This window comes from Bifidobacterium sp. W8104 (genome assembly GCF_016100735.1).
Lineage (GTDB): Bacteria > Actinomycetota > Actinomycetes > Actinomycetales > Bifidobacteriaceae > Bombiscardovia > Bombiscardovia choladohabitans.
This window is the reverse complement of the sequence record NZ_JACFRW010000001.1, coordinates 489486-515234: the sequence shown is the minus strand read 5'-3', so window position 1 is coordinate 515234 and position 25749 is coordinate 489486. Positions and strand designations below refer to the sequence as shown.

Below are 25749 nucleotides of genomic sequence, written 5' to 3'. Positions count from 1 at the left end.
GTACGGTGAACGGTCGCGAAACATCAACGATCCTGTTCTGAGTACCGGTCGCACTTGAGCATGCAAGGAAACGCGAAGGTGCGATTTTTTTATCTCTATGATACAGTCGGCGGTATTGGGGACAACTTAAAAACAGAGCTGATCTGTTCTAGCAGATGATTCCATCGGGATTTGGGGGTTTCGTATTGAAGCGATTGCAAGAACGGAACAATAAGGGATCGCTGCACGTGAACCGTTCGACCATCGCCGTTCTGATAACCCTTCTGGCGACACTGGCCATGGTCGTTCCGCTTGGGCTGAGTGCTCTGTCGGCCAGTCAGGCCAATGCCGTTGATGGACAGGACGAGACGGCGAGCAGGAAGCCTCTGCTCTATAGAATGATGGCCTTCAACGACAGGATCGATACCTATCAGGATGAGCTGCGCATGGACTTCATCCTGCGCGTGAAACACAACGAGTTCAAGCCGGATTGTGTCGACCTTGGTAAGGCAGACACCGGTGGTAAGTCAAATTGCAATTTATCTTTTGTATATCAGTATGTTGGTTCTGATAACCCTGCAGATTATCATCGTGTAAAGTATATAAACACTATAACTCCAGATGATTATCTTGAAAATAACAAAAATGGGTATGCATATGATGGAGCTAAAGCGTGGGCTGATAATCATCTGCAGCGCTTTACTGTTCATAAGATAATCAATTCGGGTTTATACGACTACTTAACCATATCCATCGAAGGCGACATGAACATTGCGGATAAGTCTAAAGATCCCGCAAAGTTCGTGGCTGGTGGTCACCCTGAGCCCTTGAATGTCTTTGCCATCGTTGGTGATCAGAATACCATCCTGTCTTGCGGTAGTTCTTCGTGGGCATGGGGTACCGAAACCTGCTCAACTTTCGATCCAGCCTCCATGAGCAACTTGCAGGATAGATATTCAAATATCACCGCGAGTTTATCGAAGGATAAACAGATGAAAGTGTATATGGGTGACTGCTTGGGTAGCGGAGGAGACGACCTGCAATGCAGCGGCCCATATTCTTGGGTTGGGTGGGACAGCAACCCATATCTCTATCGAAACCATCAGGCTAATTGGGGTATGGTGACCGATTATGGTTTTCCGGCTTATAGCGATGGTACGGTTGGAAATATAAATGCCACAGCCCCGGGCACGGCCCCGGCACGGTCTTTCTTCGTGTATTGGATGAACTTGCGTGGTCCAGGCAACAAAACCAATGGCATATGTTCTGAGACCAGTTCCTATTACTATCAGTGGGTGGCTCTTAAGGACAGCCAGTGGGTGCCTGTTAAGGAACTGACTCCTGAGCCGGTCCTGGTGACAGGCCAGCAGCCGAGTCCCAACACTTTGACTACCACCTACGGACTGCAGGGCATGGTCAATACCAATGGCGCTTATAACGTCAATCCGACCGACCCAAAGTATGCGAATACCACCAACGTGCTTTTTGCGACTGATAAGGATGGCAATCCTATGCCTGCCCAGAAGGCTGATGGCGGGATTGATTTCAAGGAGGCCAAGGAGAAGCAGGATCTTGACGGCTATTTCAAGCTGGTGACCTGGCCTGACACCAGGAATTCTGATGGCACGGAATGTACAGCCGTCAGCCCTGAGGTGTACAGCCCCAAGAGCGCTGGTCTTGTGGGGATTGACGATAACATGTCCGCCGCGCAAAAGGATACGAATCTCTCTGCGGGTTGGACGATTGATACTGCTTTTTATAAGTATAATGTGCCTCGTCCTGATGATCCGACAATCACCAAGATCCAGAATGATGCGGATGCCGGCTTGGATGCTTCTGGGGGCGTGTATACGTCGAAGCTTGACCCGATAATCAGTGGTGAGTGCACGCCTTCCAAGGATGAGAAGCATCCCAATACGGTTGTTCTATATGGAGAGGATCCCACCAATCCGATTGCGGATGGGCAGGGCACAAATGGCGATGACTTGGTGAAAAGCTCGGACACGTGGGGGTTCAGGCTGGGGGAAGCTGTTTGCGAGACCGACACTGGCAGCAAGCAGGGAGGGTCCTGGTGGATACAGGACACCAATAAGCGGTATCCGTCGCCGGACCCCGGCAACAAGTACAACGGCTACAGGCGTTATCACGCCTGGGTGGTTGAGTCCACGTCAGGGTTCGGCTTGACCTCCTACTTCTCGAATGTCGGCACGGCTTATTTCGTCTCGGGAGAAAACGTCCCGGATGCGAGCAAGTTCTCGGTGACAGTGCCCCATACGGTCAACGGGAGCCTGCCGACAGGTTCGGTGGTCACGTTCAAGGGTGAGGTGTCGCCTGTGTATACGGCCTGGTCCTCGGGGAAGTTGGGGATGACTGATTCGAGGATGGTCGTTTCGATGAAGCAGAATGCTGCCTCGGATTGGATGCCCCTGTTGACCACTCCGGCCAACACCTTCCAGAGGGATGCGGCGGTCGGCACTGCTCCTTCCGTCACTGACCCCACATCAGGTCTCACGCTGAACCTGACCAAGACGGCGGCTTCCACCTGGTCCTGGTCGCTGAACATCCCTGCTGACAAGTTCACCGGTTACAACGGTGACGACGAAACGCAGACCTATACTTTCCAGGTTGAGATGATCAACCCGATGAACCTCCGTTCGGGCCCGGCATCCATCGAGCGGAAAATCGACATGACGCCCACCACACTGACCATTGACCGCCATGACGTCTTCCAGGTGGCCGGCAGGGCCTACAAGTATGTGGACGGGGACAGGAAGATTCCTGAGACCAAAGGCACCCTGGTCCATATAACCTGGCCCGGCAAGACCAATAGCAGCACTGATGTCGCAGTGGGGGATCAGGGTTCGTGGCAGGCAACTCCGCCTGAGGGCGTCAATCAGGGGCAGTTCTCTGCTCAGGTGCTTTCGGATGATGCCGAGGGCTCTGACGCGCAGGGCAGGTTCCAGGGCGGGAACCAGTCAGCCTCGGTGTCGCATGAGCTGGACTTCCGGCCTTCGACCTCCTCCTTGCCGCTTACCGGGGGATGGCCGCTTTCCGTGCTCAGGATCCTGCTGCTGATAGCCCTAGGCCTGGTGGGCTTCGTGGCCTGCCTGAGGAACAGGCAGGAAAGCCGGCACTGACCTCGGTCGTATAAGACAGGGCCCGCCCTCATCCTTCCAATTTCATGGAGATGAGCGCGGGCCCTGTTTTTTTAATTCCCGTGTTGCTGCCGTTGCCAAGGCAGTGTTCGCCCCCAATCCAGACCGGTCGGAAGACGACAACATTTTGCCTCTCGCAGCTGTGTACTGGCCCTGCCGTGGTCAAGAACTTGAACGGACGCAAAACACCCCACCTGAATCCCAGATTATGCCCTTGATTTCTGTAGCCTTGGAAAGGCAAAGAAAATTTATATGCATTGTTGTGCTCTATGTGCAGTTGCCTTAATTGGGGGTAGGTCAAAAGCAGACTTGATTTGTTCTGGAGCATGATTTCATTGTGGTTTGGGGGGTATTGTATTGAAGCGTTTGCAAGAACGGGGCGCTAAGGGTTCACAAGGTGTGAACCGTCCGATAATTGCCGTTCTGGTAACCCTTCTGGCGACGCTGGCCATGGTTGTTCCGCTGGGGCTGAGCGCGCTTTCGGCCGGTCAGGCCAATGCCATCGATGGGCAGGACGAGACGGCCAGCAGGAAGCCGCTGCTCTATAGGATGTTGGGCTACAACAACAAGATTGATTCCTATCAGGATGAGCTGCGCATGGACTTCATCCTGCGGGTAAAACACAACGAGTTTGACCCTTCTTGCGCCGACGCCACTTCTGGTGCCGATACCAAGGGCAATTGCAATCTGGCCTTTGTCTATCAGTACAAGGGGTCAGATGACACTTCCTTTTATCGCAGAATAAAGTATCTGAACACCATAGCCTCAGCATCATCCTCGGATCAGCCCTGGTCCGGAGCCTACAAGTGGGCGCAAAATCAAGATGAGTATTTCACCGTGCACACCATAATAAACTCCGGTTTATATGACTATCTGACCATTTCCATTGAGGGTGATCTGGCGCTGAAGAATTCTGCTGATGCGTCATATTACCAACCTGGTGGTGCCAACGAGCCGGTGAATATCTACGCAGTCGTTGGTAAACAGGACGATGCACTGTCCTGCCTGCGCCCTAGCAACTCGTGGAGTTGGTCTAGCGGAATCGATAATTGTCGCAATTTTGACCCTGACACCATGATCAATGCGCCGGACAGGGTATCCAACATTACTTCAACTTTAGCGGCGAACGACAAGAACTTCACCCTATATATGCAAGAATGCCTTGGCACGGGTGCTGATCTTCAGTGCAGCGGCCCGTATTCTTGGGTTGGTTGGAACAGCAACCCAAATCTCTACGGAGGCAATCAGGCTAACTGGGGCATGGTAACCGATTACGGTTTTCCTGACTACAAGAGCAATGCTACTGGGCCAATCGCCGGCACTGATCCGGGCACAGCTCCGGCACGGTCGTTCTTCGTGTACTGGCTCAATGTGCGCGGCAGTACCAAAGCTAACCCTGATGGCATATGTTCTGAGACCAATTCCTACTATTACCAGTGGGTGGCTCTGAAGGATAGCGAGTGGGTGCCAGTTGATGAGCTGACCCCTGAGCCGGTCCTGGTGACAGGCCAGCAGCCGTCCCCCAATACGGCGACTACCACGACCAGCAAGGCGGCCCAAGTCAGTAAGTATTCGGCTTTCAACTTGCCCAAACAGCCGGATAATCCCAATGAGATGTTTGCCACTGACAAGAACGGCCAGCCCATGCCTGCCCAGAAGGCTGATGGCGGGATTGATTTCAAGGAGGCCAAGGAGAAGCAGGATCTTGACGGCTATTTCAAGATGGTCACCTGGCCTGTCACCACGAATCGGGATGGCAGCGCTTGTACCGTCAGCCCTGAAGTGTACAACCCCAAGAGCGCTGGTCTTGTAGGGATAAACGATGGTATGTCCACCGTGGAGAAGGATACGAATATCTCTGCGGGGTGGACTATCAATAGCGCGTTCTATAAGTATGACGTGCCTCGTCCTGATGATCCTACGATCACCAAGATCGAAAACGATGCTGATGCCGGTTTGGATGCTTCTGGAAGCGTGTATACGACCAAGCTTGATCCGGTAATCAGTGGTGAGTGCATGCCCTCCAAGGATGCCGCGCGTCCCAACAAGGTCGTTCTCTACGGCGAGGATCCCAGCAATCCCATTGTGGAGGGGCAGGGCACGAATGGCGATGACCTGGTGAAAGGGACGGACACGTGGGGGTTCAGGCTTGGCGAGGCTGAGTGCCAGGTCGACACCAGCAGTAAGCAGGGGGGTTCCTGGCGGATACAGGACACGAACAAGCTGTATCCGTCGCCGGATCCTGGCAACAAGTACAGCGGCTACAGGCGTTATCATGCCTGGGTGACTGAGTCTGTCTCCGGGTTCGGCCTGACCTCGTTCTTCTCGAATATTGGAACTGCCTATTTCGTTTCGGGAGAAAACGTCCCGGATGCCAGCAAGTTCTCGGTCACTGTGCCCCATACGGTCAACGGGAGCCTGCCGGCGGATTCGGTCGTTGTGTTCAAGGGTGAGGTGTCTCCTATATATACAGCCTGGTCTTCGGGGGATCTAGGGATGGCTGATTCGAGGATGGTCGTTTCGATAAAGCAGAAGACCGCGTCGGATTGGACGCCTTTGCTGACCACTCCGGCCAACACCTTCCAGAGGGACGCGGCTGCCGGCACTGTTTCTTCCGCCGAAGATTCCGCGACAGGTCTCACGCTGGGCTTGACCAAGACGACGTCTTCCACCTGGTCCTGGTTGCTGAATATCCCAGCTGATAAGTTCACAGGCTACACAGGTGGTGACGAGACGCAGACGTACGCCTTCCAGGTTGAGATGATCAACCCGATGAACATCCGCTCGGGCCCGGCCTCCCTTGAGCGGAAGGTTGACATGACACCGACCACTTTGGCCTTGGAGCGGTATGACGTCTTCCAGGTGGCGGGCAAGGCATATAAGTATGTGGACGGGGATACGAAGGTTCCCGAGACCAAGGGGACCGTGGTCCACATAACCTGGCCCGGCAATGGCAATAACAGCACCGATGTCGTTGTTGGGGACCAGGGTTCATGGCAGGCGACTCCGCCCGAGGGTGTCAACCAGGGTGAGTTTACTGCTCAGGTGCTTTCCGACGATGCCGAGGGCCCTGATGCCCAAGGCAGGTTCCAGGGCGGAAACCAGTCGGCCCCGGTGTCGCATGAGCTGGAGTTCCGTCCTTCCAACTCGGCTTTGCCTCTGACCGGTGGATGGCCGCTTTCGGTGCTCAAAATCCTGTCGCTTATGGCGTTGGGCCTGGTCGGCTTCGTGGCCTGCCTGAGGAACAGGCAGGAAAGCCGCCACTGAGCCGGGAAGCATCAGACAGGGCCTGTTCTTGCGGGCCCTGTTCTTAATACCTGTGCGCGAGATGGGACTCGAACCCACACGTCCGAAGACACAGGAACCTAAATCCTGCGCGGCTACCATTACGCCACTCGCGCGTAAGACATGCCCTGCCGTTGAAAGGGCAGTTGGTGGAAGAGCCACTTGACAGAATCGAACTGTCGACCTTCTCATTACGAGTGAGACGCTCTGCCAACTGAGCTAAAGTGGCCTTCGCCTCCCGTCCGGACCTGCCGGAAGAAGACAACATGCTACATCATACTGGATGCGCGCGATAAAAACGCCTTGCACTTCGGGCCAAGGGTGTACAAGCTTCTTGACACAATAGAGGGCATGGATCTCGATGATTTCTATGCCGTCATTCCGGCCGGGGGCGTGGGCACCCGGCTCTGGCCATTGAGCCGCCAGGACCGGCCCAAGTTCCTCTATGATCTCTTGGGGTCGGGCAGAACAATGATCCAGGGCACCTTTGACCGTCTGGCCGGCATCTGCGGGGCCGACCATGTGGTCGTCTCCACTGGTCAGCGGCATGTGGACCAGGTGCGTCAGCAGCTTCCGGATCTGGCTGAGGACGCGCTCTTCGCCGAGCCGGTTCCTCGCGATTCCACGGCGGCTATAGCCCTGGCGACTGCTGTGCTGGCCCGGCGGCACGGCGGGGAAATCATCGTGGGCTCCTTTGCCGCCGACCACGTCATCCGAGACGACAAAGCATTCGCGGCCTCAGTGGAGCAGGCGGTGGCAGCGGCCCGGGCCGGTTATGTGACCACCATCGGCATCGCCGCCTCTCGTCCCTCCACCGCTTTCGGCTACATCCATCAAGGCCCCTCCCTGGCCGATCGCATTCCCGGGGCCCCTGATGCCCGCCTGGTCAGCGAATTCGTCGAGAAGCCGGATGCCTCTACGGCCCAGGCCTACCTGTCGACAGGGGAGTACCGGTGGAACGCCGGCATGTTCGTCATGCAAGCGCAGGTGCTCCTGGACTGCCTTCGTCGTTACAAGCCGGAGCTCCACGCCGCGGTGATGGCCATCGCCCAGGTCTGGGACCAGGGCGGGCAGGCCCGCAGCCAGGCCATGGAGGAGCACTGGCCGGGCATTGAGAAGATCGCCTTTGACTATGCCGTGGCCGAGCCCCTGTCGGCGGCCGGAGGTGTTGCGGTTGTTCCAGGGGGCTTCGATTGGGATGACATCGGTGACTTCAATTCAGTGGCCGGCCTGCTGCCCTCCTCCAACAGGCGCAACATCAAGATTCTTGGGGATGCCGACCGGGTCATGTATCTGGATTCAGCCGGAGATATGGTCGTTCCCGGCTCCGAACGCACGGTCGCCCTCTTGGGTGTGGATGACATGATCGTCGTCGACACTCCCGACGCGCTCCTGGTGGCCCCCCGGGCCCGCAGTCAGGAAGTCAAGGACATGGTGGCCAAGTTGGCCCAGTACGGCTGTGACGACATACTCTGAGAGCAATCCAGCTTGGTTAAGAAAATTGACTGATTTTGTTGTCTTCTGTCTGCTTTTGTGAGTAGTTTGGGTTACAGAACCGGGTGCTCGGTAGACCGGGCATCACCTCATGAAAGGACCCGAACAACCATGGCCATCAATCCTCCAGTGGACGCTACCAGCACCAAGGCCTGGGCGGCCTTGCACCAGCACTTCGACGACATGCAGCGCCAGGGGATCGATCTGCGCGCATGGTTCGCCAAGGATCCGCAGCGCACCGAAAAGCTCAGCTTCGAGCTGGGTGATCTCTATATCGACCTGTCCAAGAACCTGATTCAGCCCGAGACTCTGTCACTGCTGGCGCAACTGGGCCGTGAGGTCGGCCTTGAGGAGCGGATCGAGGCCATGTTCAATGGCGAGCACATCAACAACACCGAGGACAGGGCCGTCCTGCACACAGCCCTGCGCCGTCCCGAGGAGGATCGCGGCCGACTGATTGTGGACGGTCAGGATGTGGTGGGTGACGTCCGCGACACCCTCAAGCGCATCTATGCCTTTGCCGACCAGGTCCGTTCGGGCAGCTGGACCGGTCTGACCGGCAAGCGGATCACCACTGTGGTCAACATCGGCATCGGCGGCTCCGACCTTGGCCCGGTCATGGCCTATGAGGCCCTGAAGCCTTATGCGGATGCCGGCATCAGCGCCCGCTACATCTCCAACATCGACCCCAACGACCTGGCCGAGAAGACTCGCGATCTGGATCCGGAGACCACACTCTTCATCATCGTCTCCAAGACCTTCACCACCCTGGAGACCCTGACCAACGCCCGCCAGGCCCGCGCCTGGCTCCTGAAGAGCCTGGGCGAGCGTGGCCTGCTGTCCAAGGACGGCGAGGACCTTTCGGCCGAGGCTATCCGCCGGCATTTCATCGCCGTCTCGACCGCCCTGGACAAGGTGCGCGACTTCGGCATCGATCCGGACAACGTCTTCGGCTTCTGGAACTGGGTCGGTGGCCGGTACTCGGTGGATTCCGCCGTGGGCACCTCCCTGGCCATCACCATCGGCCCGGACCGCTTCGAGGAGTTCCTCAAGGGCTTCAACACTGTAGACCGCTACTTCCGCGCCACCCCTCTGGATCGGAACGTGGTGGCCCTGATGGGTCTGCTCAACGTCTGGTATGTCAACTTCTTCGGCGCCCACTCGCACGCCGTGCTGCCCTATGACCAGTATCTGCACCGCTTCCCGGCCTACCTGCAGCAGCTGACCATGGAGTCCAACGGCAAGTCCGTGCGCTGGGACGGCACCCCGGTGACCAGCCTGACCGGCGAAATCTTCTGGGGGGAGCCCGGCACCAACGGACAGCACGCCTTCTACCAGCTGATCCACCAGGGCACCCGCCTGATCCCCGCCGACTTCATCGCCTTCGCCAACACCCCCAATCCGGCCAAGGACGGCGACCAGGACGTGCATGAGCTCTTCCTGGCCAACTTCCTGGCCCAGACCAAGGCATTGGCCTTCGGCAAGACCGCCGACGAGGTCCGCGCCGAGGGCACCCCGGAGGCGATCGTCCCGGCCCGTGTCTTCACCGGCAACCGGCCCACCACCTCTATCTTCGGTGATGCGCTGACCCCGGCCGCCCTGGGCGAGCTGATCGCCCTCTACGAACACATCACCCTGACCGAGGGCACTGTCTGGGGCATTGATTCCTTCGACCAGTGGGGCGTTGAGCTGGGCAAGAAGCTGGCCCGCGAGATTACGCCGGCCATCTCCCGGGACGACCAGGCGTTGGCTGAGCAGGATCAGTCCACAAAGTCCCTGATCGCCTTCTACAGGGCCCACCGCCGCTGATGTCCGGCCGGGCCCATGCAGGTCCGGCTCGTGGTATATTATTGGACAGTTGTTTGCCGGAAGGGTAGCTGCCGCATGGGCTCCCTTCCTTTCAGGTCCAGCCGGATGCCCCGGCGGATCGGCACCCCCGACGGCAGACCGTCGGGTTCCGTCCAGGATCGCCTCCTTTGGTGGTTGCGGTCCATGTCATGGGTCGATGTGCGGCGGCCATGGAGGAACAGCATGAACGCGATTCAGGAATTCGACGCCAGCCACATGAAGCCTGCGGAGCAGATCCCCGACTTCCGCCCCGGCGATACCGTCGAGGTCAACGTCAACATCACTGAGGGCAACAACTCCCGTATCCAGGCTTTCACGGGCGTGGTGATCGCCCGTCAGGGCTCCGGCGTGCGCGAGACCATCCTGGTGCGCAAGGTCAGCTTCGGCGTGGGCGTCGAGCGTCGCTTCCCTCTGCACTCCCCGCAGATCGACTCCATCAAGGTGCTGCGCCACGGCCGTGTCCGCCGAGCCAAGCTCTACTACCTGCGTGGTCTGCATGGCAAGGCCGCCCGCATTGTCGAGCGTCGCGACAACAAGGCCGAGTCCAACAAGTAGGTTTCGACCAGGGCGACCCAGCCCAAGGCTGGCCGCTAACACCCGGGATGCAATTCTCCCGGGTTTTTCCATGCTTGGGTGTGTACGCTATGAGGCATGCGGAACCTGTTCGTGTGTGGGTTCCGGCGGATGACAAGGAGTGGATATGGCCTTTCGGGATGAGGCAGCGACCTCGTCGGGACTCTGGTACCCGGACGGCAGACAGGCCACCTCAGCCCCGGTGCCGCCCCGTCATGCCTTGGACCGCCCCGGTGGACGCGGTTCCACCAGGGGAAGCCACCCGCGGCTGGGTGAACGCGGTTTCCTGCCCGAATTTCTGTTCGAGCTGGTTGCCCTCTTGGCCGTCGTCGCCGTCCTGCGCATATTTTTGTTCAGCATCTACGTCATCCCCTCCGGCTCCATGGAGAACACCCTTGGCGTCGGGGACAGAATCCTGACCACTCATCGGCTGACCAGATCCATGCTGGCCCCCCGCCGAGGGGATGTGGTGGTCTTCACTGACCCTGCCAATTGGCTGGGTGAAGAGTCCACACCCAGCTTCCGTGGCAGTCACCTGGTCAAGCGTCTGATCGGCATGCCCGGCGACACCGTGGCCTGCAAGGGTCATGGCGCCCCGGTCACCGTCAACGGCGTTGCCCTGGACGAGAGCTCCTACCTGCGCCCAGGAGTGGAGCCCAGCTCCTTTGCCTTCAATGTCAAGGTGGACCCTGGTTACGTCTTCGTCATGGGCGACAACCGTTCCAATTCCGCCGATTCCCGTCTGCACAAGGACGACGGCCACAATGGCCTGGTCCCCATGGACAACATCAAAGGCACCGCGCTGCTTACCTATTACCCGGTGGGCAGCTGGAAGCTGCTCAACAACCAGCACAAGGTCTTCGACGCCGTGCCCGAGCCGACGCAGGATTGAACCGGCTGTGAGGCGGATCCTGCCGACCCTGGCCACCGAGGCTGCCTTGGCCGGCCAGGGAGCCGAGTATGTGCTTGGTCTGGATGAGGTCGGCCGCGGAGCCCTGGCGGGTCCGGCCATGGTCGGCGTGGTGGCTGTCCGGTCCGCTGACCTGCCCAATTTGAAGGTCCCTGACGGGGTGGCTGATTCCAAGATGCTGACTCCTGCGCGCCGGCTGGCCATGTACCGTGACCTGGAGGACTGGGCTGCCGGCTGGGCGGTGGGGGCCTGCTCCAACCATGAGATCGATCAGTGGGGCATCGTCCATGCCCTGGGCATCGCCGCCCTGCGTGCGCTGGCTGAATTGGAGCAGGGGATGGACCTGGGGCCTGGCCGCCGTCTGGCCGCCATCCTTGACGGCCCCAATGACTACATCACCCCGGCCGCCGACAGTTTTGACGCCCCCGACCTTCCTGTTCTGCCCAAGGTCTCCACCCAGGTCAAGGGCGACGCCCACTGTGCCAGTGTGGCCTGCGCAGCGGTCATCGCCAAGGTCACCCGTGACCGGCTTATGGTCCGTCTGGCCGCCTCCGACCCCGCCCTGGCCCCATACCAGTGGGAGCACAACAAGGGCTATGGTTCGCCTGCACACCTGGAGGCCATTCGCCGTCTGGGGCCCAGCCGTCTGCATCGGGTCAGCTGGCATTTGCCCTCGTCCGGTCCCGGCAGGGGCTAATATCGGAACGGTCGACACGGCTATCGGAAGAAGGTCACATGCCCGCAGGCAACGGGGGCAGGTCACGGTCCAAGCGCCCCTCCATGTTCGAGGTTGCCCGGCTGGCCGGGGTCTCCCACCAGACCGTTTCCAGGGTCATCAACAATTCCAAGGACGTTTCTCCGGCGACGCGGATCAAGGTCCAGCAGGCCATCAGGAAGTTGGGCTACCGACCCAGCAACTCTGCGCGGGCCCTGGCATCCAGCCGCAGCCGGACCATCGGACTGGTGGCTGGCGGCGTCAGTCTCTTCGGGCCTGTCTCATCGATCACGGCCATCGAGACCGTGGCCCGTTCCCATGGTCTGTTCATGTCGGTCATGATGGTGGACGAGTCAGCTTGTACGCTTGCCGGATTCCAGGAGCTCTGCGGCACCTTCCTGGAGCAGAATGTGGATGCCTTCATCTTTCTGACCCCCACCGACACCATGTTCCAGGCCGCCTGCCAGGTGGAGGTGAGCCAGCCCCGGGTCATCGTCACCTCCACGCATGGCATCACCAGCGTCGAAGAGGCCCTGAGCCGCCGGCGGGGTGAAGGCCGGATAGCCATGACCGGAATCGACCAGTGGGGCGCCGTGCAGCGGCTGGCCCGGCTGCTGGTCTCCCGGGGCCATAGGCGGGTGCTCTATATGGCCGGTCCCTCTCAGTGGCGGGATGCCTCCACCCGACTGGCCTCCTGGAAGGTGGCCTGCGCCCGTTGCCGCATACGCACGGCCGTGGTCCACGCCCGCAGCTGGGAGGCGGGGGAGTCCTACACGCTGATGAACCACCTGATCGATCAGCGGGGCATGAGTGGCACCTCCCTGCCTTCAGCCGTGGTCACCGCCAACGACAACCAGGCCGTGGGCGTGGCGCGGTCCTTGCAGGAGCACGGCATCCGCATTCCCAGTGACATCAGCTTGGTGGGCTTCGACGACGTACCCACGGTTGACAACATGTTTCCGCCGCTGGCCACGGTCCGTCCCCGCTTTGAGGATCTGGGGGTGGCCACCATGCGGCAGGTCCTGGCCCTGCTTCACCAGGGGCAGCCGGTGGACTTCCCGGTCACCCACCACGGTGTGGGGCTGATCCAGGCGGATGTGATCCAGCGTCGGTCCCTGGGCTACGCAGTCGAGCGCATCTGACCACTGTTGGCTCGCATTGAGCGGGCTTGCCTGATGACCTGGTCTCAGTTACAATCGTAAGCAGACTATGTGAGCGTTAACATATCAGGCAAAGGAGCGGACATGGCTGTTGGCGAACAAGGCGTCATCGTAAGCGAACTACAGGAGGGCGCGACCAGTCTGGGCATCGAATTCGGCTCCACCCGCATCAAGGCTGTGCTGATCGACCACGACTACCGGACGCTGGCCACCGGGGACGTCGAGTGGGAGAACCGGCTGGAGGACGGCCTGTGGACATACTCCATGGACCAGATTCACCAGGGTCTGCAGGCGGCATATAAGGCCATGGCCGAGGATGTCCGTCGCCAGTACGGGGTGACGCTGACCAAGATCGGCGCCATGGGGATCTCGGCGATGATGCACGGCTACCTGGCCTTCGACAAGGATGGCCAGCTGCTGGTGCCCTTCCGCACCTGGCGCAACACCAACACCCGCCAGGCCCATGAGGAGCTGTCGCAGGCCTTCAAAATCAATATTCCCGAGCGCTGGTCCATCGCCCACCTCTACCAGGCCATCCTGAACGGCGAAGAGCATGTGCCCAGGGTGGCCTACATCACCACCCTGGCAGGCTACATGCACTGGAGGCTCTCCGGCCGCAAGGTCATCGGCATCGGCGACGCCTCGGGCATGTTCCCCATTGACTCCTCACGCAAGGAGTTCGACAAGGGCCTGCTGGACATCTTCTCCCGACTGCCCCAGGTTCAGGACCAGCCCTGGGACATCCACGACCTGCTGCCTGAGCCGTTGACCGCCGGCAGCGATGCGGGGGCACTGACCGCAGAAGGCGCCGCCCTGCTCGATCCCAGTGGTCAGCTGCAGCCCGGCGTGCCCATGGCCCCGCCCGAGGGCGATGCGGGGACCGGCATGGTGGCGACCAACGCGGTTCGTCCCCGCACCGGCAACGTGTCTGCAGGCACATCCATCTTCGCCATGGTGGTCCTGGAACATCCCCTGCGTGACTTCCACCCCGAGGTGGATCCGGTCACCACACCGGCTGGGGATCCGGCCGGCATGAGCCATGCCAACAATTTCACCTCGGACCTGAACGCCTGGGTTGGACTGTTCGGGGACTTCGCCAAGGCCGCCGGTCTGGACCTCAAGGGAGATGCGCTCTACGCCACCCTGTTCAACCAGGCCCTTCTTGCAGACAAGGACGCCGGCGGACTGATCAACTACTGCTTCTATTCCGGGGAGTTCTTGGCTGGCCTGGAGGAGGGCCGGCCGGTCTTTGCCCGCGGCCCCGAGGGACGGATGACCCTGGCCAACTTCATGCGCGCCCAGCTCTTCTCGGCCTTCTCGCCGGTCACCATCGGCATGGATGTGATGACCCGGCAGGAGCATGTCCAGGTGGACACGATGGTCGGTCACGGCGGCATCTTCGCCACCCCCAAGGTGGCCCAGCGAATCCTGGCCGCCGCCTTCAATGCCCCCATCAAGGTCATGTCCACCGCTGTGGAGGGGGGCGCCTGGGGCATGGCCGTCCTGGCCGACTATCTGGGCCATGCCGACCAGACCCTGGCCGACTACCTGGATGCCAATGTCTTTGCGGGCGTCCAGTCCACAACCGAGCAGCCGGACCCGGCTGATGTGAAGGGCTTCAGAACCTTCTTCGACCGCTTCACCAAGGGCCTGCCCATCGAGCAGGCGGCCGTGAAGACCATTCCCCTGCAGGGATGAGGCCGGGAGCTGAAAACGTCAAGCGGCCGGATCAGCGGGATCGGGCCGGGAAAAGGAGTTGCTGATGGTGTCCTTGGCTGATTATTCGCCCGAGGTGCGCGACGAGGTGAAACTGGTGCGCGAGCAGGTGGCCACCCTGCATGCGCAGCTGACCAGGTGGAATCTGGTGGTCTGGACGGCGGGCAACGTCTCGCAGCGCCTGCGCTCCGCCGATCTGATGGTTATCAAGCCCTCGGGGGTGCGCTATGAGCACCTGACCCCGGGATCCATGGTGGTCACCGATCTGGATGGCAATGTGGTCGACGGAGCCGAGGCTCCCTCTTCGGACACGCTGTCCCACGCCTATATCTACCGGCACATGCCCGAGGTCTACGGCGTGGTCCACACCCATTCCACCTATGCCACCGCCTGGGCGGCCACCGGCAGGGACATTCCCTGCGTGCTGACCATGATGGGCGACGAGTTCGGCGGCCCCGTGCCGGTGGGTCCCTTCGAGCTGATCGGCTCCGAGGCCATCGGCAAGGGCGTGGTCGACACCCTCAAGGATCACCCGGGCTGCCCGGCCGTGCTCATGCGCAACCATGGGCCCTTCACCGTGGGAGCCGATGCCGAGGCAGCGGTCAAGGCGGCTGCCATGACCGAGGAGGTGGCCCACACGGTCTGGGCAGCTGAGCAGATCGGCACGCCCAAGCCCATCGATCCGGCCGACATAGCCAAGCTCAACGACCGGTACCAGCACGTCTACGGCCAGCGCTGAGCTGGAAAACAAAAGCAAAGGAGCAAGAAGTATGAGCATGAAAAATCCCTTCGAGGGCAAGGAACTCTGGTTCGCCGTTGGTTCGCAGGACCTCTACGGCGAGGAGACCCTGCGCCAGGTGGGCGTCCAGGCTGCGGACATCGCCAAGTCCCTCAACGACTCGGGTCGGATCCCAGTCAAGCTGGTCTTGAAGCCCACGCTGAAGGATTCGGACTCCATCCTGAATTTCATGGTCGATGCCTCGTCGAACCCGGCCTGCATCGGCGTGGTGGCCTGGATGCACACCTTCAGCCCGGCCAAGATGTGGATCAGGGGTCTGGAGAAGCTGCGCAAGCCGCTCCTGCAGCTGAACACGCAGCATCATGTGGAGATTCCCTGGGACACCATCGACATGGACTTCATGAACCTGAACCAGTCGGCCCATGGCGACCGTGAGTTCGGCTACATCCTGACCAGGCTGGGAATCCCGCGCAAGATCGTGGTCGGCCATTACACCGACCCCGAGGTTGCCGACAAGATCGGCGTCTGGGCGCGTGCATGCGCAGGCTGGGATGCCGCCAACAACATGAAGGTCTGCCGCTGGGGTGACAACATGCGCGATGTCGCCGTCACCGAGGGCGACAAGACCGAGGCTGAGAGGGTCTTCGGCGTCTCCGTCAACACCTGGCCGGTCAACGAGCTGGTGGACCATGTGAACGCCGTCACCGACGACCAGGTCAAGGATCTGATCGAGGACTACAAGCGCAGCTATGAGGTGGCTCCCGAACTTCTGGACTCCCGGTACGACTCCCTGGTGGTGGCCGCACGCGAAGAGCTCGGCATGCGGGCCATGATGGAAGAGGTGGGCGCCACCGCCGCCGTGGACAACTTCCAGGATCTGGGAGGCCTGCGTCAGCTGCCCGGCGTGGGGGCCCAGCGGCTGATGGCTGACGGGTACGGATTCTCGGCAGAGGGCGACTGGAAGACCTCGGTTCTGATCCGGATCGGCAACGTCATGGGCTACGGTCTCAAGGGCGGCTGCTCGCTCATGGAGGACTACTCCTACAACTTCGTGCCCGGCCACGAGGAGATCATGGGCGCCCACATGCTGGAGGTCTCGCCCACGCTGCTGACTGAGGGACGGCCCCGCCTGGAAATCCACCCCCTGTCCATCGGCGACAGGGAGGACCCGGTGCGTCTGGTCTTCACGGCCACCCCCTGCACTGATGCTGTGGTCGTCTCCCTGGCGGATGTACGCGAACGCTTCCGCCTGGTCATGAACGTGGTGGATGTGGTCGAGCCCGGCGGTTCCCTGGCCAAGCTGCCTGTGGCACGTGCCCTCTGGAAGCCCCGGCCCTCGCTCAAGGTCTCGGCTGAGTGCTGGCTGCGCGCCGGCGCAGCCCACCATACCTGCATGACCACCACCGTTGGTCGCGAGGCCTGGGAGGACTTCGCCCGGATGGCCGGCGTGGAGCTCGCCGTCATCGACGAGAACACCGAACCGCGCCGTTTTGAGGCCGATCTGCGTGCAGCCGAGCTCTACCACCGGCTGGACAACCGGCACTGATCACCTGTTCCAGGAAAGATAACAAGGCCCTGCCGCTGTATAAGTGGCGGGGCCTTTACATGTTCGGCTTGTCGGTTTGCGTTGTCCCTCCTTTGTCGGTACAGTGATGATTAGGCAATGGGAACAGTGGCATGTCCCAAAGTTGACATATTGCCCACCCCCCTGAGTCGGGGAAGTGATCGGTTGGGGAGGCGAAGATGTGCCTGGCCATCCTGTGCCTATTAACAAAGAAGGGAATGCGTGCATGCACATGCAACGAGATAATGAAGGGATAAGGCTCCCTAAGCTTTTAGGCTTGGCGGTTGCCGGAGCGACGCTCCTGGCGGGCATGGTCGTTTTGCCAGCCACCCAGGCTTCGGCCGCTGACGCCTATGGATTTGCCGCTGAAGATGACTTCGTAGCAGGCGATTTGGACACTGCCAAGGTGCCTCAGTTAACTGTCACCAAGTATCTGTCACTGAATGACGGCTATGCGCCTACTGGCTCAGCCAATGATGCTGTTCATCTGAACTCAAATCACGATCTGGCTCCTGCCAAAGACATTCTGTTTAACGTGAGGGAAGTACAGCCGGCAGACGGCAAGAGTCTGGCTGATATCAATGCTAATGACCCAACTTCGTATACACCTAAGAATACTACAGTATATGCAGGTGTGACGGACGGTCAAGGTGTCATCAGCGATTGGTACCAAGGTGACGCAAGTGGAAAGCCAACTAGCACAAGGCTGACTTTCCCCACAGGTCCCAATCATTACTATGTTATGAATGAGAATACAGGTGGTTCTCCTGCTTTCGATCCCTCGAATCCACACGGAATTGATATGTCCAAGTATAAGACTGCCGTCAACTCATTCTTTGGTCTGCCTTATGCAACTAATGGAACGGATGCAAACCAGACTCGCGGTTTCATCTATCACCTGCACCTGTATCCAAAGAACGTCAACGCTCAATCTTTCGCCAAGACTGTTCAAGGTGTGAAGGATGCCGACGGGAATGCCAAGGATCAAACCACTGCGACCGCTGGTGATACAGTCACCTATAAGCTGTCTCAGAAGATTTACAATGAAGGTAATGGTTCTGCTAGCAACGACGGAAAGCTCGATGTCAAGGAATTGAAGGGTGAAAAGGCCGATGTAAGGCTTGCTGATCGTATGTCTAGTTCGTTGAAGGGCAATCCAGCCACCGTCAAGGCAGACATTCGGGATAGCGATGGTAATGTGACAGCCCTGCAAAGTACAGACTTCTCTTCGGATCTAAGTACTAATGCAAATCCCGCTCGGCTGAACGATCCAACTCAGAAGATGTTTGCCGATGCGCCTTCGGATGATGTGACTTACTGGGTATTCAACTTCTTCACCACCAGTGGTGTTGAACAAGTGAAGAGTGTCAAAACCTCTGTGATGGAACTTGAGGTCACCTATGATGCTTTGGTCACCGGCAATGGTGATTCTACAGGTACCGGTGGTGTAGTTAACGATGCGGCATCTGACTTTATCGATAACAAGGATTCTGACGGCAATAACCTGGATCCTGTGCCCTCTCATACAAACGTTACCAATGCAGCATTAGCTTTTGGTTCTGTGGGGAGCAAGAAGCTGGGTTACCCTGCGTTGCCTGAGACGGAATATCGTTTGGTTAAGGACGCTGATTCCACGGACAAGTACCTGGCTTCAGATGGTAAGTTCTACGGCTCGAAGGATACCGTTCCTGACAATGTTCAGGTTTACAAGGCAACGGCCAACAAGAAAGGTCTGGTCGTCTTTGCCGCCCTGCCTATCTTCGGAACAGGAGAAGGCAAGGCAGCTGACAAGACTGTCCAAGAAACAAGCTGGATGTTGGTTGAGACTAAGACCCCACAGGGCTGGCGTAACCCCGGCATCCCCTTCGAAAAAGTAACTTTTGGGGATGTAGGTATGACCGAGGAAGGCATCGTACAGAAGTACGGTCGTAACGCTACTTTGCAACCGAACTACGATGCTCTGAACTTTGGCAACTTCAACGCCCCAGTAGGTGAGATTGGTGCCGACACGAAGATGATGTTCAACAATGTGGCAGTCTCCAAGTATCTGGCCCACTATAAGACCACTGATGGTGATTCCCCATTGGCCCTGCCTCTGACTGGTGGTCGTGGCATCCTGCTGCTGCTGGTTGTCGGTGCCCTGATCATGGGTGGTGCCCTGTACGCCCGCAACCGGCGCAATAATGCCGCCCGGGCCTGATGATCACGGTCACATCAAGAATCATGTGAGGTGACCCGATGGCGGACGGTTCCTCCGTGAATCGTCCGCCATTTTCATACGGACAGTTGAACTTCTACGGTCCGCACATGTCGGGACGCTGATCTGGGTTTTACTCAGCCAGCGGATCTGACGCAACCACGTCGTCGAAAGGCGGCCTTGGAAGGGAAGGTTTATGAAGGGAATTGCCTTGCCGAAATGCCTCGCCCACCGGGTCCTGCCCTGTCTGATTGCAGCCTTGGCCTGTTTAGGTCTGACTGCCTTCGATATGACGCCGGCGGCAGAGGCGGCGACGGTCAACCCGACCCTGACGGTGCAACTCAAGAGAGGGCATTCAGGTCAAGGAGGTCAGAATGACATCCTGCCGAGTGCCCCTGTATCGGCAGGAGCAGGATATGTCTTTCGTGCCCTGAGGCTGGATGCCGGTACTCTGAAGAGCCGGGTGGAGGCACTAGACCATAATCCTGGCGCTGATAAGGCACAAGGGGCCATCAGTAACGAGGTGGCAGCCAACCCAGATGCTTTCAAGGACAAGACGCAACCCGCTGAATACTATGGTGTCTCTGATCAAAATGGCACTATAACCAACGCATCAGAAGCCAAATCACAAGGTGTCTGGCTTACAGGAGCCAATCTTGATTTAGACGCACCCAGCCTGACCGGAGGCAGTCCCGCAGTTTTTGATGGCGACTACTTCCATGCTTCATACTGGTTGGTCACCCTGGTAGCCACACCTAAGAATGCAAAGGTAAAAACCGATCCTGTGGTCGTACAGTTGCCGCTCTACCGCGAGCAGGGTGAAGTCCATCCGCTTTATGATGTGACTATAAGCCCCAAGCTTGTTGACATACCTCAGGTCGTCCCAGTTGTGCGATCTGGAGCCCATGGCAAGCTGGCAGCTACCGGCGTCTCCATGGTAGCCCCTGGTATTCTGCTTATGATCCTGGCTATGATGGGCCTCTACTTGGCGGTAGTCGCACGATCCTGGAACAGGGATGAGCGCTAGGTATTCTCATGGCAATGTCGGTGTGATGCCATCAAACGGCATCGTAGGCATCTGTGAGGATGTGTAAAGACCGGCGGTATCATACAGGTGCCGCCGGTCTTTGTATGTCAAGAACTAACAATCGGACTATTTGAAGCGGGCACGAGAAAGGCTATAGATGGACCAGCACACTGACTCGGCTACTATGAGCCCATCCCAGACGACCGGAAACGGTGAAGTTTCCTATGCGTCCATGCCGGCTGAGTCAGCATCGTCAGACATGCCTGTTGAGCAAGGGGACATGCCACCTGCATATGCTCCTAGTTCCGAGGTGCCGCCCTCCTATCCGCCTTCGGCAACACCTAAGGATCGCGGAGCTTCAGAGTCAGATGATTCAGATGCAATAGCAGCTCCAGTGACAGTTCCAGGCCACGCTACAACGTCTGCTCCGATAATTGTCGTTTCAGGAAATCATTCCCAGGACACAGATCAACAAGGTAAAGCAGATCAGGAAGCTGCGACTGCATCCAAACAGGCCAAGAACGGTGGCAGGGCTGGCAAGCCAGGGCGGGGGTTCGGCCTCCTGGAAACCTTGGCCTTTCTGATTGGTCTGGCAATCTTCCTCTATCCGCTGCTGGCAGCCTATGTGAACTATTCCAAGGACTCTTCCGCAGTAGACAACTACGATCAGATCGTGGATGCACTCTCGCCCGCACAACGCAGGGCGATGTGGCGTGATGCCAAGAAGTATGACGAGGAATTGGGCAAGCCTACGCTGAGGGACCCTTTCAAGTACAAGGAAGTCAAGGAACCACTGGGCCGCTACTACAAAATCCTCAATGTAGACGGCAAAGGCATGATGGCCTATGTGGAGATCCCCAAGATCAATGTCAAGCTGCCCGTGCGGCACGGTACCAGCGATGAGGTGCTCAAGGACGGCACCGGGCACATCGCCACAACTCACGTCCCTACAGACAACCGAACTATCCACTCCGTTATCACTGGACACACCGGCGAAGTCGGCTACATGCTTTTCGACAACCTGACGCAGTTGCGCAAGGGGGACGTCTTCCAGATACGAGTACTCAAACGGCATATGAGCTACAAGGTGGATCAGATTAAGATCATCCTGCCTACTGATGTGAGCGCACTGCAGCCAGTCCAGAATTCCAACTATGTGACCCTACTGACCTGCTATCCCTATGGCGTCAATTCCCACCGATTGATCGTGCGTGGGCACTATATCGGCGACGACGTACCTCCCACCCAACCTGAAGGGGCGCCCATTTACATGGTCTGGGTGCTTCTGGCCCTGTTCCTGGCCTGCCTGGTTGGCTGGTACCTGCTCTCACGTCGCCGGCGCAACTGCCGCCACGAACTGGAGCAGATGGAACATCTGGAATCTCGAGCGACCGGACCGGGGACCATGGGGGAGCCGCTGGCCACGATCATGGTCAGCCATGAGCAGGAGACCCGTTCAGAAGCCACCCGTCGTCGCCGGCTGATCAAAACCCGGCGAATCTGCAGCGCCTTCATGTGGCTGTTGGCTGTGCTCGGCCTCTTCTTCGCCTGGGGTACGGTCGGCATGATGATGAAGATCAGCCTGTTGCCCGTATTCGACCTTGGCTACCACTGGTTCGATACCCACGTGCTGTACTTCTTCAGCATCAGCAAAATCTAAGCCGGTGCATGAGCGGGCAGGTTTGACCACATAGGACTGTTCTGTTGCAGCCAGACTTTTGCCTGGCTCTAGAATGGAGCGAGCATGGCCCGGCAGACTGCTGGGCGGCATCCTGGGAAGGTGTGGACCATGACAGCAGTTCCTGACATTCCATTGTCTGACGGCAATCGCATTCCGCAGGTGGGCCTGGGCGTGCTCAGGATCGACGATGCTCAAACCGCTGGAGTCGTGCAATCTGCCCTGGAACTGGGTTATCGCCACATCGATACGGCAGCTGGCTACCGCAATGAAGGAGGCGTGGGCCGTGGCCTCAAGGCATTCGGTTGCCAGAGCGGTCCTGAACGGACCAAGCTGTGGCTGACCACCAAGCTGCGCGACTCCGAGCAGGGGTATGACAGCGCTCTGCAGGCCTTCGACCGCCAGCTGGCCCTGCTGGGCACCGACTATGTCGACATGTATATGATTCACTGGCCGACACCGTTCGATTGGCGGGCTGACCAGGTTTGGCGAGCTTTCCATCGGCTGCGCGATGAGGGGCGGGTGCGGACCCTGGGGGTCTGCAACTTCCTGCCAGAACACCTGGAACGGCTGCACCGGGAGACGGGGGAGTACCCTGCCGTGGATCAGATTGAATTGCACCCCAGCTGGCAGCAGCGCGCGGTGACCGCCTTCTGCAAGGAGCATGGCATAGCCGTCCAGGCATACTCGCCATTGGCGCGAGGCGCAGACCTGAGAGCCGTTGGCGGCAGGCTGGAGAAAATCGCCCAGGCCCACGGGGTCACGCCGGCCCAGGTGGTGCTGCGTTGGCACATCGAAAACGGGACCATCATCATCCCCAAGTCTGTCCACCGGGAAAGGCAGGCGGAGAACCTGGACCTCTTCGGCTTCTGCCTGACCCCTGAGGAGCATGCCGCCATCGATGCCATGGACTCCCCGGTGCGCGCAGGACACGACCCGATGACCTACGCCTACGCCTGACCGCTATGATGGATGATTCATGCAAGCAGTCGACATAGGAGGTATCGGCGGTAGATGACCGGTCCGAGACGCAGAAGATATCGGTATCGAGGCCGCAGTCGGTACGGTTCGGTTTGGAGGAATCCTGCCCCGGCCCGCTTCCGTCGCGAATCACTCACGGAACGGGTGCTGATTCTTCTGGTAGTGGCTGTGGTTCTGGGCATTACTATCGGTCTGATACTGCCAAGGGTCAATGGTGGAGTCGGACGGCTGACCGGCCGATATACGGCAACCGGCGACGCGGCTCAGACCCTGCAGAGTCTGACAGTGGATGATCATGCACGCCCTGGCCGTCAGTATCGGCGTGAGGCCTTCGGCTTCAAGGAGACCGATGAGGACGGCAACGGCTGCAATGTGCGCGAGGATGTGCTGACCCGCGATCTGACTGATCTGCGTACCACTACTCCCGGCGGATGCAAGGTGGCCAGTGGTCGTCTGCAGGACCCTTATACCGGGCGGACCATCGAATTCGTCAGAGGGCCGAAGACCAGCTCGGCTGTGCAGATTGACCATGTGGTCGCCCTGGAGAATGCCTGGCGGTCAGGAGCCAGTAAGTGGGACACGGCCCGCCGCTACCGTTTTGGCAACGACCCCTATAATCTTCTTGCTGTTGACGGCCCCGCCAACCAGGCCAAGGGGAGTGCCTCGGCCGACTACTGGCTGCCCGAGAACAAGGACTATCAGTGCTCCTATGTGGCCCGTCAGATAGCGGTCAAGGACAAGTACTCCCTGAGTGTCACCAGTTCGGAAAAGCAGGCCATGCTGGCTGTTCTGCATACCTGCCCGGGCCAGCCTCTTCCGCAGGATCGCTGATCGCTGGCCTACAGGAGACCGATACTTCCGCCGAAAGAACAAGCTGACAACTGACATCTTTCAGTTGACGTCTTGTGTTTACCAGTCTGTCGATCCTGCACCTTGCGATGAATCTGGTCAGATCTAGCGGGTACCGGAGAAAGACACCCCGGGGATCAGTCCTGGGTTTTGGTGTCGGCGGTGGAGGCTGTGACGGCAGGGGCTTCGGTGTGGATGATGTGCATGTGGCGCAGGAGCATGCGGGTCATCTGACGGCCGGAGCCGGCGCCGTTTCCACGGACGCCGAAGTAGACCAGCAGAACCATGCCCAGGCAGATCAGTGCCGAGATGCGCAGGGCCCACTGCACGCCGAAGATGTTGGCTGCGATCTGGGTGGAGTGACCGCCGCCCATGGCGTTGTGGCGCAGGGTGGTGATGGTCTCCATGAGGATGACCAGGATGGGTGCGCCGACGGCGCCGGCGATCTGCCGGGCCGTGTTGGTGACGGCCGAACCGGCTGAAACGTCCTTGGGAGCCAGGTTGTTCAGGGACCAGGTGGTCAAGGGCATCAGGGTGAAGCCCATACCGATCTGGCGGATGAACTGGCAGATGGAGACCAAACCGATCCAGGTATTGGCGCCGATCAGGCTCATGGCGATGGTGCCCAGCAGCAGGACCGAGCAGCCCGTCATGGCCACGGGCCGTGCTCCCCAGCGGTCCAGCAGGCGGCCGCCGAAGAACTGGGCTATGGCGGTGCCGATGGCTCCGGGCAGCATAACCAGACCGCTCATGGTGGCAGAGAAGCCGCGATCAGTCTGGATGTACATGGGCAGGATGACGGTGACCGAGCTGAAGGCGAAGAAGGACATGGATGCGATGATGGTGCCTACGGTGAAGTTCTTGATCCGCAGCACATGCAGGTCCAGCAGGGGCTTGTCGTGGTGGAGCTGGCGAAGAACGAACCAGATGATCCCGATCAGGCCGACCAGCATGAAGGGCCAGGTCATGAAGGAGGTGATGGGGAAGTTCTCGATGTTGGTGAAGCCGAACATGAGGCCACCGAATCCGAAGATGGAAAGGGCCACCGAGAAGAAGTCCGCCTTGACGCTGGTGTCGCGCTGGCCGAAGTTGCGCAGGCCGAAGATGGACAGGAGCAGCGCCACGGCCCCGCAGATGCTCAGCGTCAGGAAGATGGAACGCCAGCCGTTGGCATCTGTCTGCCATCCGCCCAGGGTGGGGCCGATGGCCGGAGCCACGCTCATGGCCAGGCCCACGGTACCCATGGCCATGCCGCGCTTGGCCAGAGGGTAGATGGAGAAGACGGTGATCTGCAGGACGGGCCACATGGTTCCCGTGCCGATGGCCTCAAGGATGCGGCCCAGCAGGACCAGGGCGAAGGTCTGCGACTGCCAGCTCAACAGAGACCCCAGGGTGAAGACGGCCATGGAGGTGATGACGATCTGTCTGGTGGAGAAGCGCTTGGTCAGAAAGCCGGTCAGCGGCACCATGACGCCCATGACCAGCTGGAATACCGAGGTCAGCCACTGGCCGGTGGTCAGGGTGATGTGGAACTCGTCCACAATGGTGGGCAGGGCCGAAGCCAGCTGCAGCTGGGTGAAGTTGCCCAGGAAGGTGATGACGGTCAGGATGGCCAGCGAAAGGAAGGCCTCATGGGTGAGCTTTCCGTTGACGAAGGCTCCATCCTTGCTGAGGGTCCGCCCTTGCTTGGCGAGCTCCTGCTTCCTCATGCACCACCACTTCCTTCGGGTTAGTCCTCACTGCGCATACCACTCCCTGCGGTGCCGTCCTAGAAAGCAAATCAGGGCATACCGATACCGGTGACACTAAGAAAAGAACAAGAGAGCTAAGCGTCTGACAATGACCTTATAATATACCCGTCTGTGGATTGTGATTGAGT

General features: G+C 59.2%; 18 protein-coding genes and 2 tRNA genes. 16 read left to right on the top strand and 4 right to left on the bottom strand.

From position 1 onward, the window contains the following. The first annotated feature begins 155 nt into the window (after positions 1-155). Positions 156-3116 (top strand): hypothetical protein, encoded by a 2961-nt coding sequence (locus tag H3U89_RS01915; protein ID WP_198178739.1) that lies wholly within the window; start codon positions 156-158, stop codon positions 3114-3116. Between the two features lie 28 nt (positions 3117-3144). Here H3U89_RS01915 and H3U89_RS01910 read toward each other — a convergent pair whose 3' ends face one another. Beyond that, entirely contained in the window at positions 3145-3462 is a 318-nt protein-coding gene (locus H3U89_RS01910) for a hypothetical protein (protein ID WP_198178741.1), read from the bottom strand. Between the two features lie 71 nt (positions 3463-3533). Between H3U89_RS01910 and H3U89_RS01905 the strand changes: the two genes are divergently transcribed. Further along, positions 3534-6401 carry a hypothetical protein gene (locus H3U89_RS01905; protein ID WP_332467063.1) on the top strand — a complete coding sequence of 956 codons (2868 nt, stop codon included), beginning with the start codon at positions 3534-3536 and terminating at the stop codon, positions 6399-6401. Positions 6402-6454: 53 nt separating this feature from the next. Here the strand turns inward: H3U89_RS01905 and H3U89_RS01900 are convergent. Both H3U89_RS01900 and H3U89_RS01895 read right to left on the bottom strand, forming a co-directional pair. Continuing rightward, a tRNA-Leu gene (locus H3U89_RS01900) sits at positions 6455-6535 on the bottom strand. 40 nt (positions 6536-6575) lie between these two features. Continuing rightward, a tRNA-Thr gene (locus H3U89_RS01895) sits at positions 6576-6648 on the bottom strand. Positions 6649-6770: 122 nt separating this feature from the next. On the opposite strand from H3U89_RS01895, the gene H3U89_RS01890 reads away from it, so the two are divergent. The 14 genes from H3U89_RS01890 (at position 6771) to H3U89_RS01825 (ending at position 23852) form a co-directional block, all read left to right on the top strand. Continuing rightward, entirely contained in the window at positions 6771-7895 is a 1125-nt protein-coding gene (locus H3U89_RS01890; RefSeq protein ID WP_198178745.1) for a mannose-1-phosphate guanylyltransferase, read from the top strand. 129 nt (positions 7896-8024) lie between these two features. Next, the gene (gene pgi / locus H3U89_RS01885) at positions 8025-9722 is read left to right on the top strand and encodes a glucose-6-phosphate isomerase (protein ID WP_198178747.1); all 1698 of its coding nucleotides are present in this window, start codon (positions 8025-8027) and stop codon (positions 9720-9722) included. A 222-nt stretch (positions 9723-9944) separates the two neighbouring features. Then, a complete protein-coding gene (rplS, locus tag H3U89_RS01880; RefSeq protein ID WP_024627419.1) occupies positions 9945-10316 on the top strand; it encodes a 50S ribosomal protein L19 in 372 nt (123 codons plus the stop codon). Positions 10317-10461: 145 nt separating this feature from the next. Further along, positions 10462-11226 carry a signal peptidase I gene (gene lepB, locus H3U89_RS01875; RefSeq protein ID WP_198178749.1) on the top strand — a complete coding sequence of 255 codons (765 nt, stop codon included), beginning with the start codon at positions 10462-10464 and terminating at the stop codon, positions 11224-11226. A gap of 7 nt (positions 11227-11233) precedes the next feature. Beyond that, the gene (locus H3U89_RS01870) at positions 11234-11941 is read left to right on the top strand and encodes a ribonuclease HII (protein WP_045935060.1); all 708 of its coding nucleotides are present in this window, start codon (positions 11234-11236) and stop codon (positions 11939-11941) included. Positions 11942-11979: 38 nt separating this feature from the next. Next, positions 11980-13101, top strand: a complete 1122-nt coding sequence (locus H3U89_RS01865; RefSeq protein WP_045935061.1) for a LacI family DNA-binding transcriptional regulator — start codon at positions 11980-11982, stop codon at positions 13099-13101. 102 nt (positions 13102-13203) lie between these two features. After that, complete coding sequence (locus tag H3U89_RS01860; RefSeq protein ID WP_198178751.1) at positions 13204-14817, top strand: xylulokinase; 1614 nt, start codon at positions 13204-13206, stop codon at positions 14815-14817. Between the two features lie 64 nt (positions 14818-14881). Next, positions 14882-15574 carry an L-ribulose-5-phosphate 4-epimerase gene (locus H3U89_RS01855; protein WP_198178753.1) on the top strand — a complete coding sequence of 231 codons (693 nt, stop codon included), beginning with the start codon at positions 14882-14884 and terminating at the stop codon, positions 15572-15574. Positions 15575-15605: 31 nt separating this feature from the next. Further along, positions 15606-17120: an L-arabinose isomerase gene (gene araA, locus H3U89_RS01850; RefSeq protein WP_121912563.1), complete on the top strand. Its 1515-nt coding sequence runs from the start codon at positions 15606-15608 to the stop codon at positions 17118-17120. Positions 17121-17364: 244 nt separating this feature from the next. Beyond that, positions 17365-19338 carry an LPXTG cell wall anchor domain-containing protein gene (locus H3U89_RS01845; protein WP_198178755.1) on the top strand — a complete coding sequence of 658 codons (1974 nt, stop codon included), beginning with the start codon at positions 17365-17367 and terminating at the stop codon, positions 19336-19338. Between the two features lie 193 nt (positions 19339-19531). Further along, positions 19532-20362: a hypothetical protein gene (locus H3U89_RS01840; RefSeq protein WP_198178757.1), complete on the top strand. Its 831-nt coding sequence runs from the start codon at positions 19532-19534 to the stop codon at positions 20360-20362. 571 nt (positions 20363-20933) lie between these two features. Beyond that, positions 20934-22022: a class C sortase gene (locus H3U89_RS01835; protein ID WP_198178759.1), complete on the top strand. Its 1089-nt coding sequence runs from the start codon at positions 20934-20936 to the stop codon at positions 22020-22022. A 129-nt stretch (positions 22023-22151) separates the two neighbouring features. Beyond that, positions 22152-23000, top strand: a complete 849-nt coding sequence (locus H3U89_RS01830) for an aldo/keto reductase (RefSeq protein ID WP_198178760.1) — start codon at positions 22152-22154, stop codon at positions 22998-23000. 54 nt (positions 23001-23054) lie between these two features. Further along, a complete protein-coding gene (locus H3U89_RS01825) occupies positions 23055-23852 on the top strand; it encodes an HNH endonuclease family protein (protein WP_232342380.1) in 798 nt (265 codons plus the stop codon). Between the two features lie 155 nt (positions 23853-24007). On the opposite strand, the gene H3U89_RS01820 is transcribed toward H3U89_RS01825, so the two are convergent. After that, positions 24008-25579, bottom strand: a complete 1572-nt coding sequence (locus H3U89_RS01820; RefSeq protein WP_198178762.1) for an MDR family MFS transporter — start codon at positions 25577-25579, stop codon at positions 24008-24010. Positions 25580-25749: the final 170 nt, after the last annotated feature.

Bases quoted from the DNA above. Each gene is read 5' to 3' on its own strand.
- H3U89_RS01830 (WP_198178760.1), top strand. From the start codon at position 22,152: ATGACAGCAGTTCCTGACATTCCATTGTCTGACGGCAATCGCATTCCG.
- H3U89_RS01915 (WP_198178739.1), top strand. From the start codon at position 156: ATGATTCCATCGGGATTTGGGGGTTTCGTATTGAAGCGATTGCAAGAA.
- H3U89_RS01840 (WP_198178757.1), top strand. From the start codon at position 19,532: ATGAAGGGAATTGCCTTGCCGAAATGCCTCGCCCACCGGGTCCTGCCC.
- araA (WP_121912563.1), top strand. From the start codon at position 15,606: ATGAGCATGAAAAATCCCTTCGAGGGCAAGGAACTCTGGTTCGCCGTT.
- H3U89_RS01820 (WP_198178762.1), bottom strand. From the start codon at position 25,579: ATGAGGAAGCAGGAGCTCGCCAAGCAAGGGCGGACCCTCAGCAAGGAT.
- H3U89_RS01865 (WP_045935061.1), top strand. From the start codon at position 11,980: ATGCCCGCAGGCAACGGGGGCAGGTCACGGTCCAAGCGCCCCTCCATG.
- H3U89_RS01910 (WP_198178741.1), bottom strand. From the start codon at position 3,462: ATGCTCCAGAACAAATCAAGTCTGCTTTTGACCTACCCCCAATTAAGG.
- H3U89_RS01825 (WP_232342380.1), top strand. From the start codon at position 23,055: ATGACCGGTCCGAGACGCAGAAGATATCGGTATCGAGGCCGCAGTCGG.
- pgi (WP_198178747.1), top strand. From the start codon at position 8,025: ATGGCCATCAATCCTCCAGTGGACGCTACCAGCACCAAGGCCTGGGCG.
- H3U89_RS01855 (WP_198178753.1), top strand. From the start codon at position 14,882: ATGGTGTCCTTGGCTGATTATTCGCCCGAGGTGCGCGACGAGGTGAAA.
- lepB (WP_198178749.1), top strand. From the start codon at position 10,462: ATGGCCTTTCGGGATGAGGCAGCGACCTCGTCGGGACTCTGGTACCCG.
- H3U89_RS01845 (WP_198178755.1), top strand. From the start codon at position 17,365: ATGCACATGCAACGAGATAATGAAGGGATAAGGCTCCCTAAGCTTTTA.
- rplS (WP_024627419.1), top strand. From the start codon at position 9,945: ATGAACGCGATTCAGGAATTCGACGCCAGCCACATGAAGCCTGCGGAG.
- H3U89_RS01860 (WP_198178751.1), top strand. From the start codon at position 13,204: ATGGCTGTTGGCGAACAAGGCGTCATCGTAAGCGAACTACAGGAGGGC.
- H3U89_RS01890 (WP_198178745.1), top strand. From the start codon at position 6,771: ATGGATCTCGATGATTTCTATGCCGTCATTCCGGCCGGGGGCGTGGGC.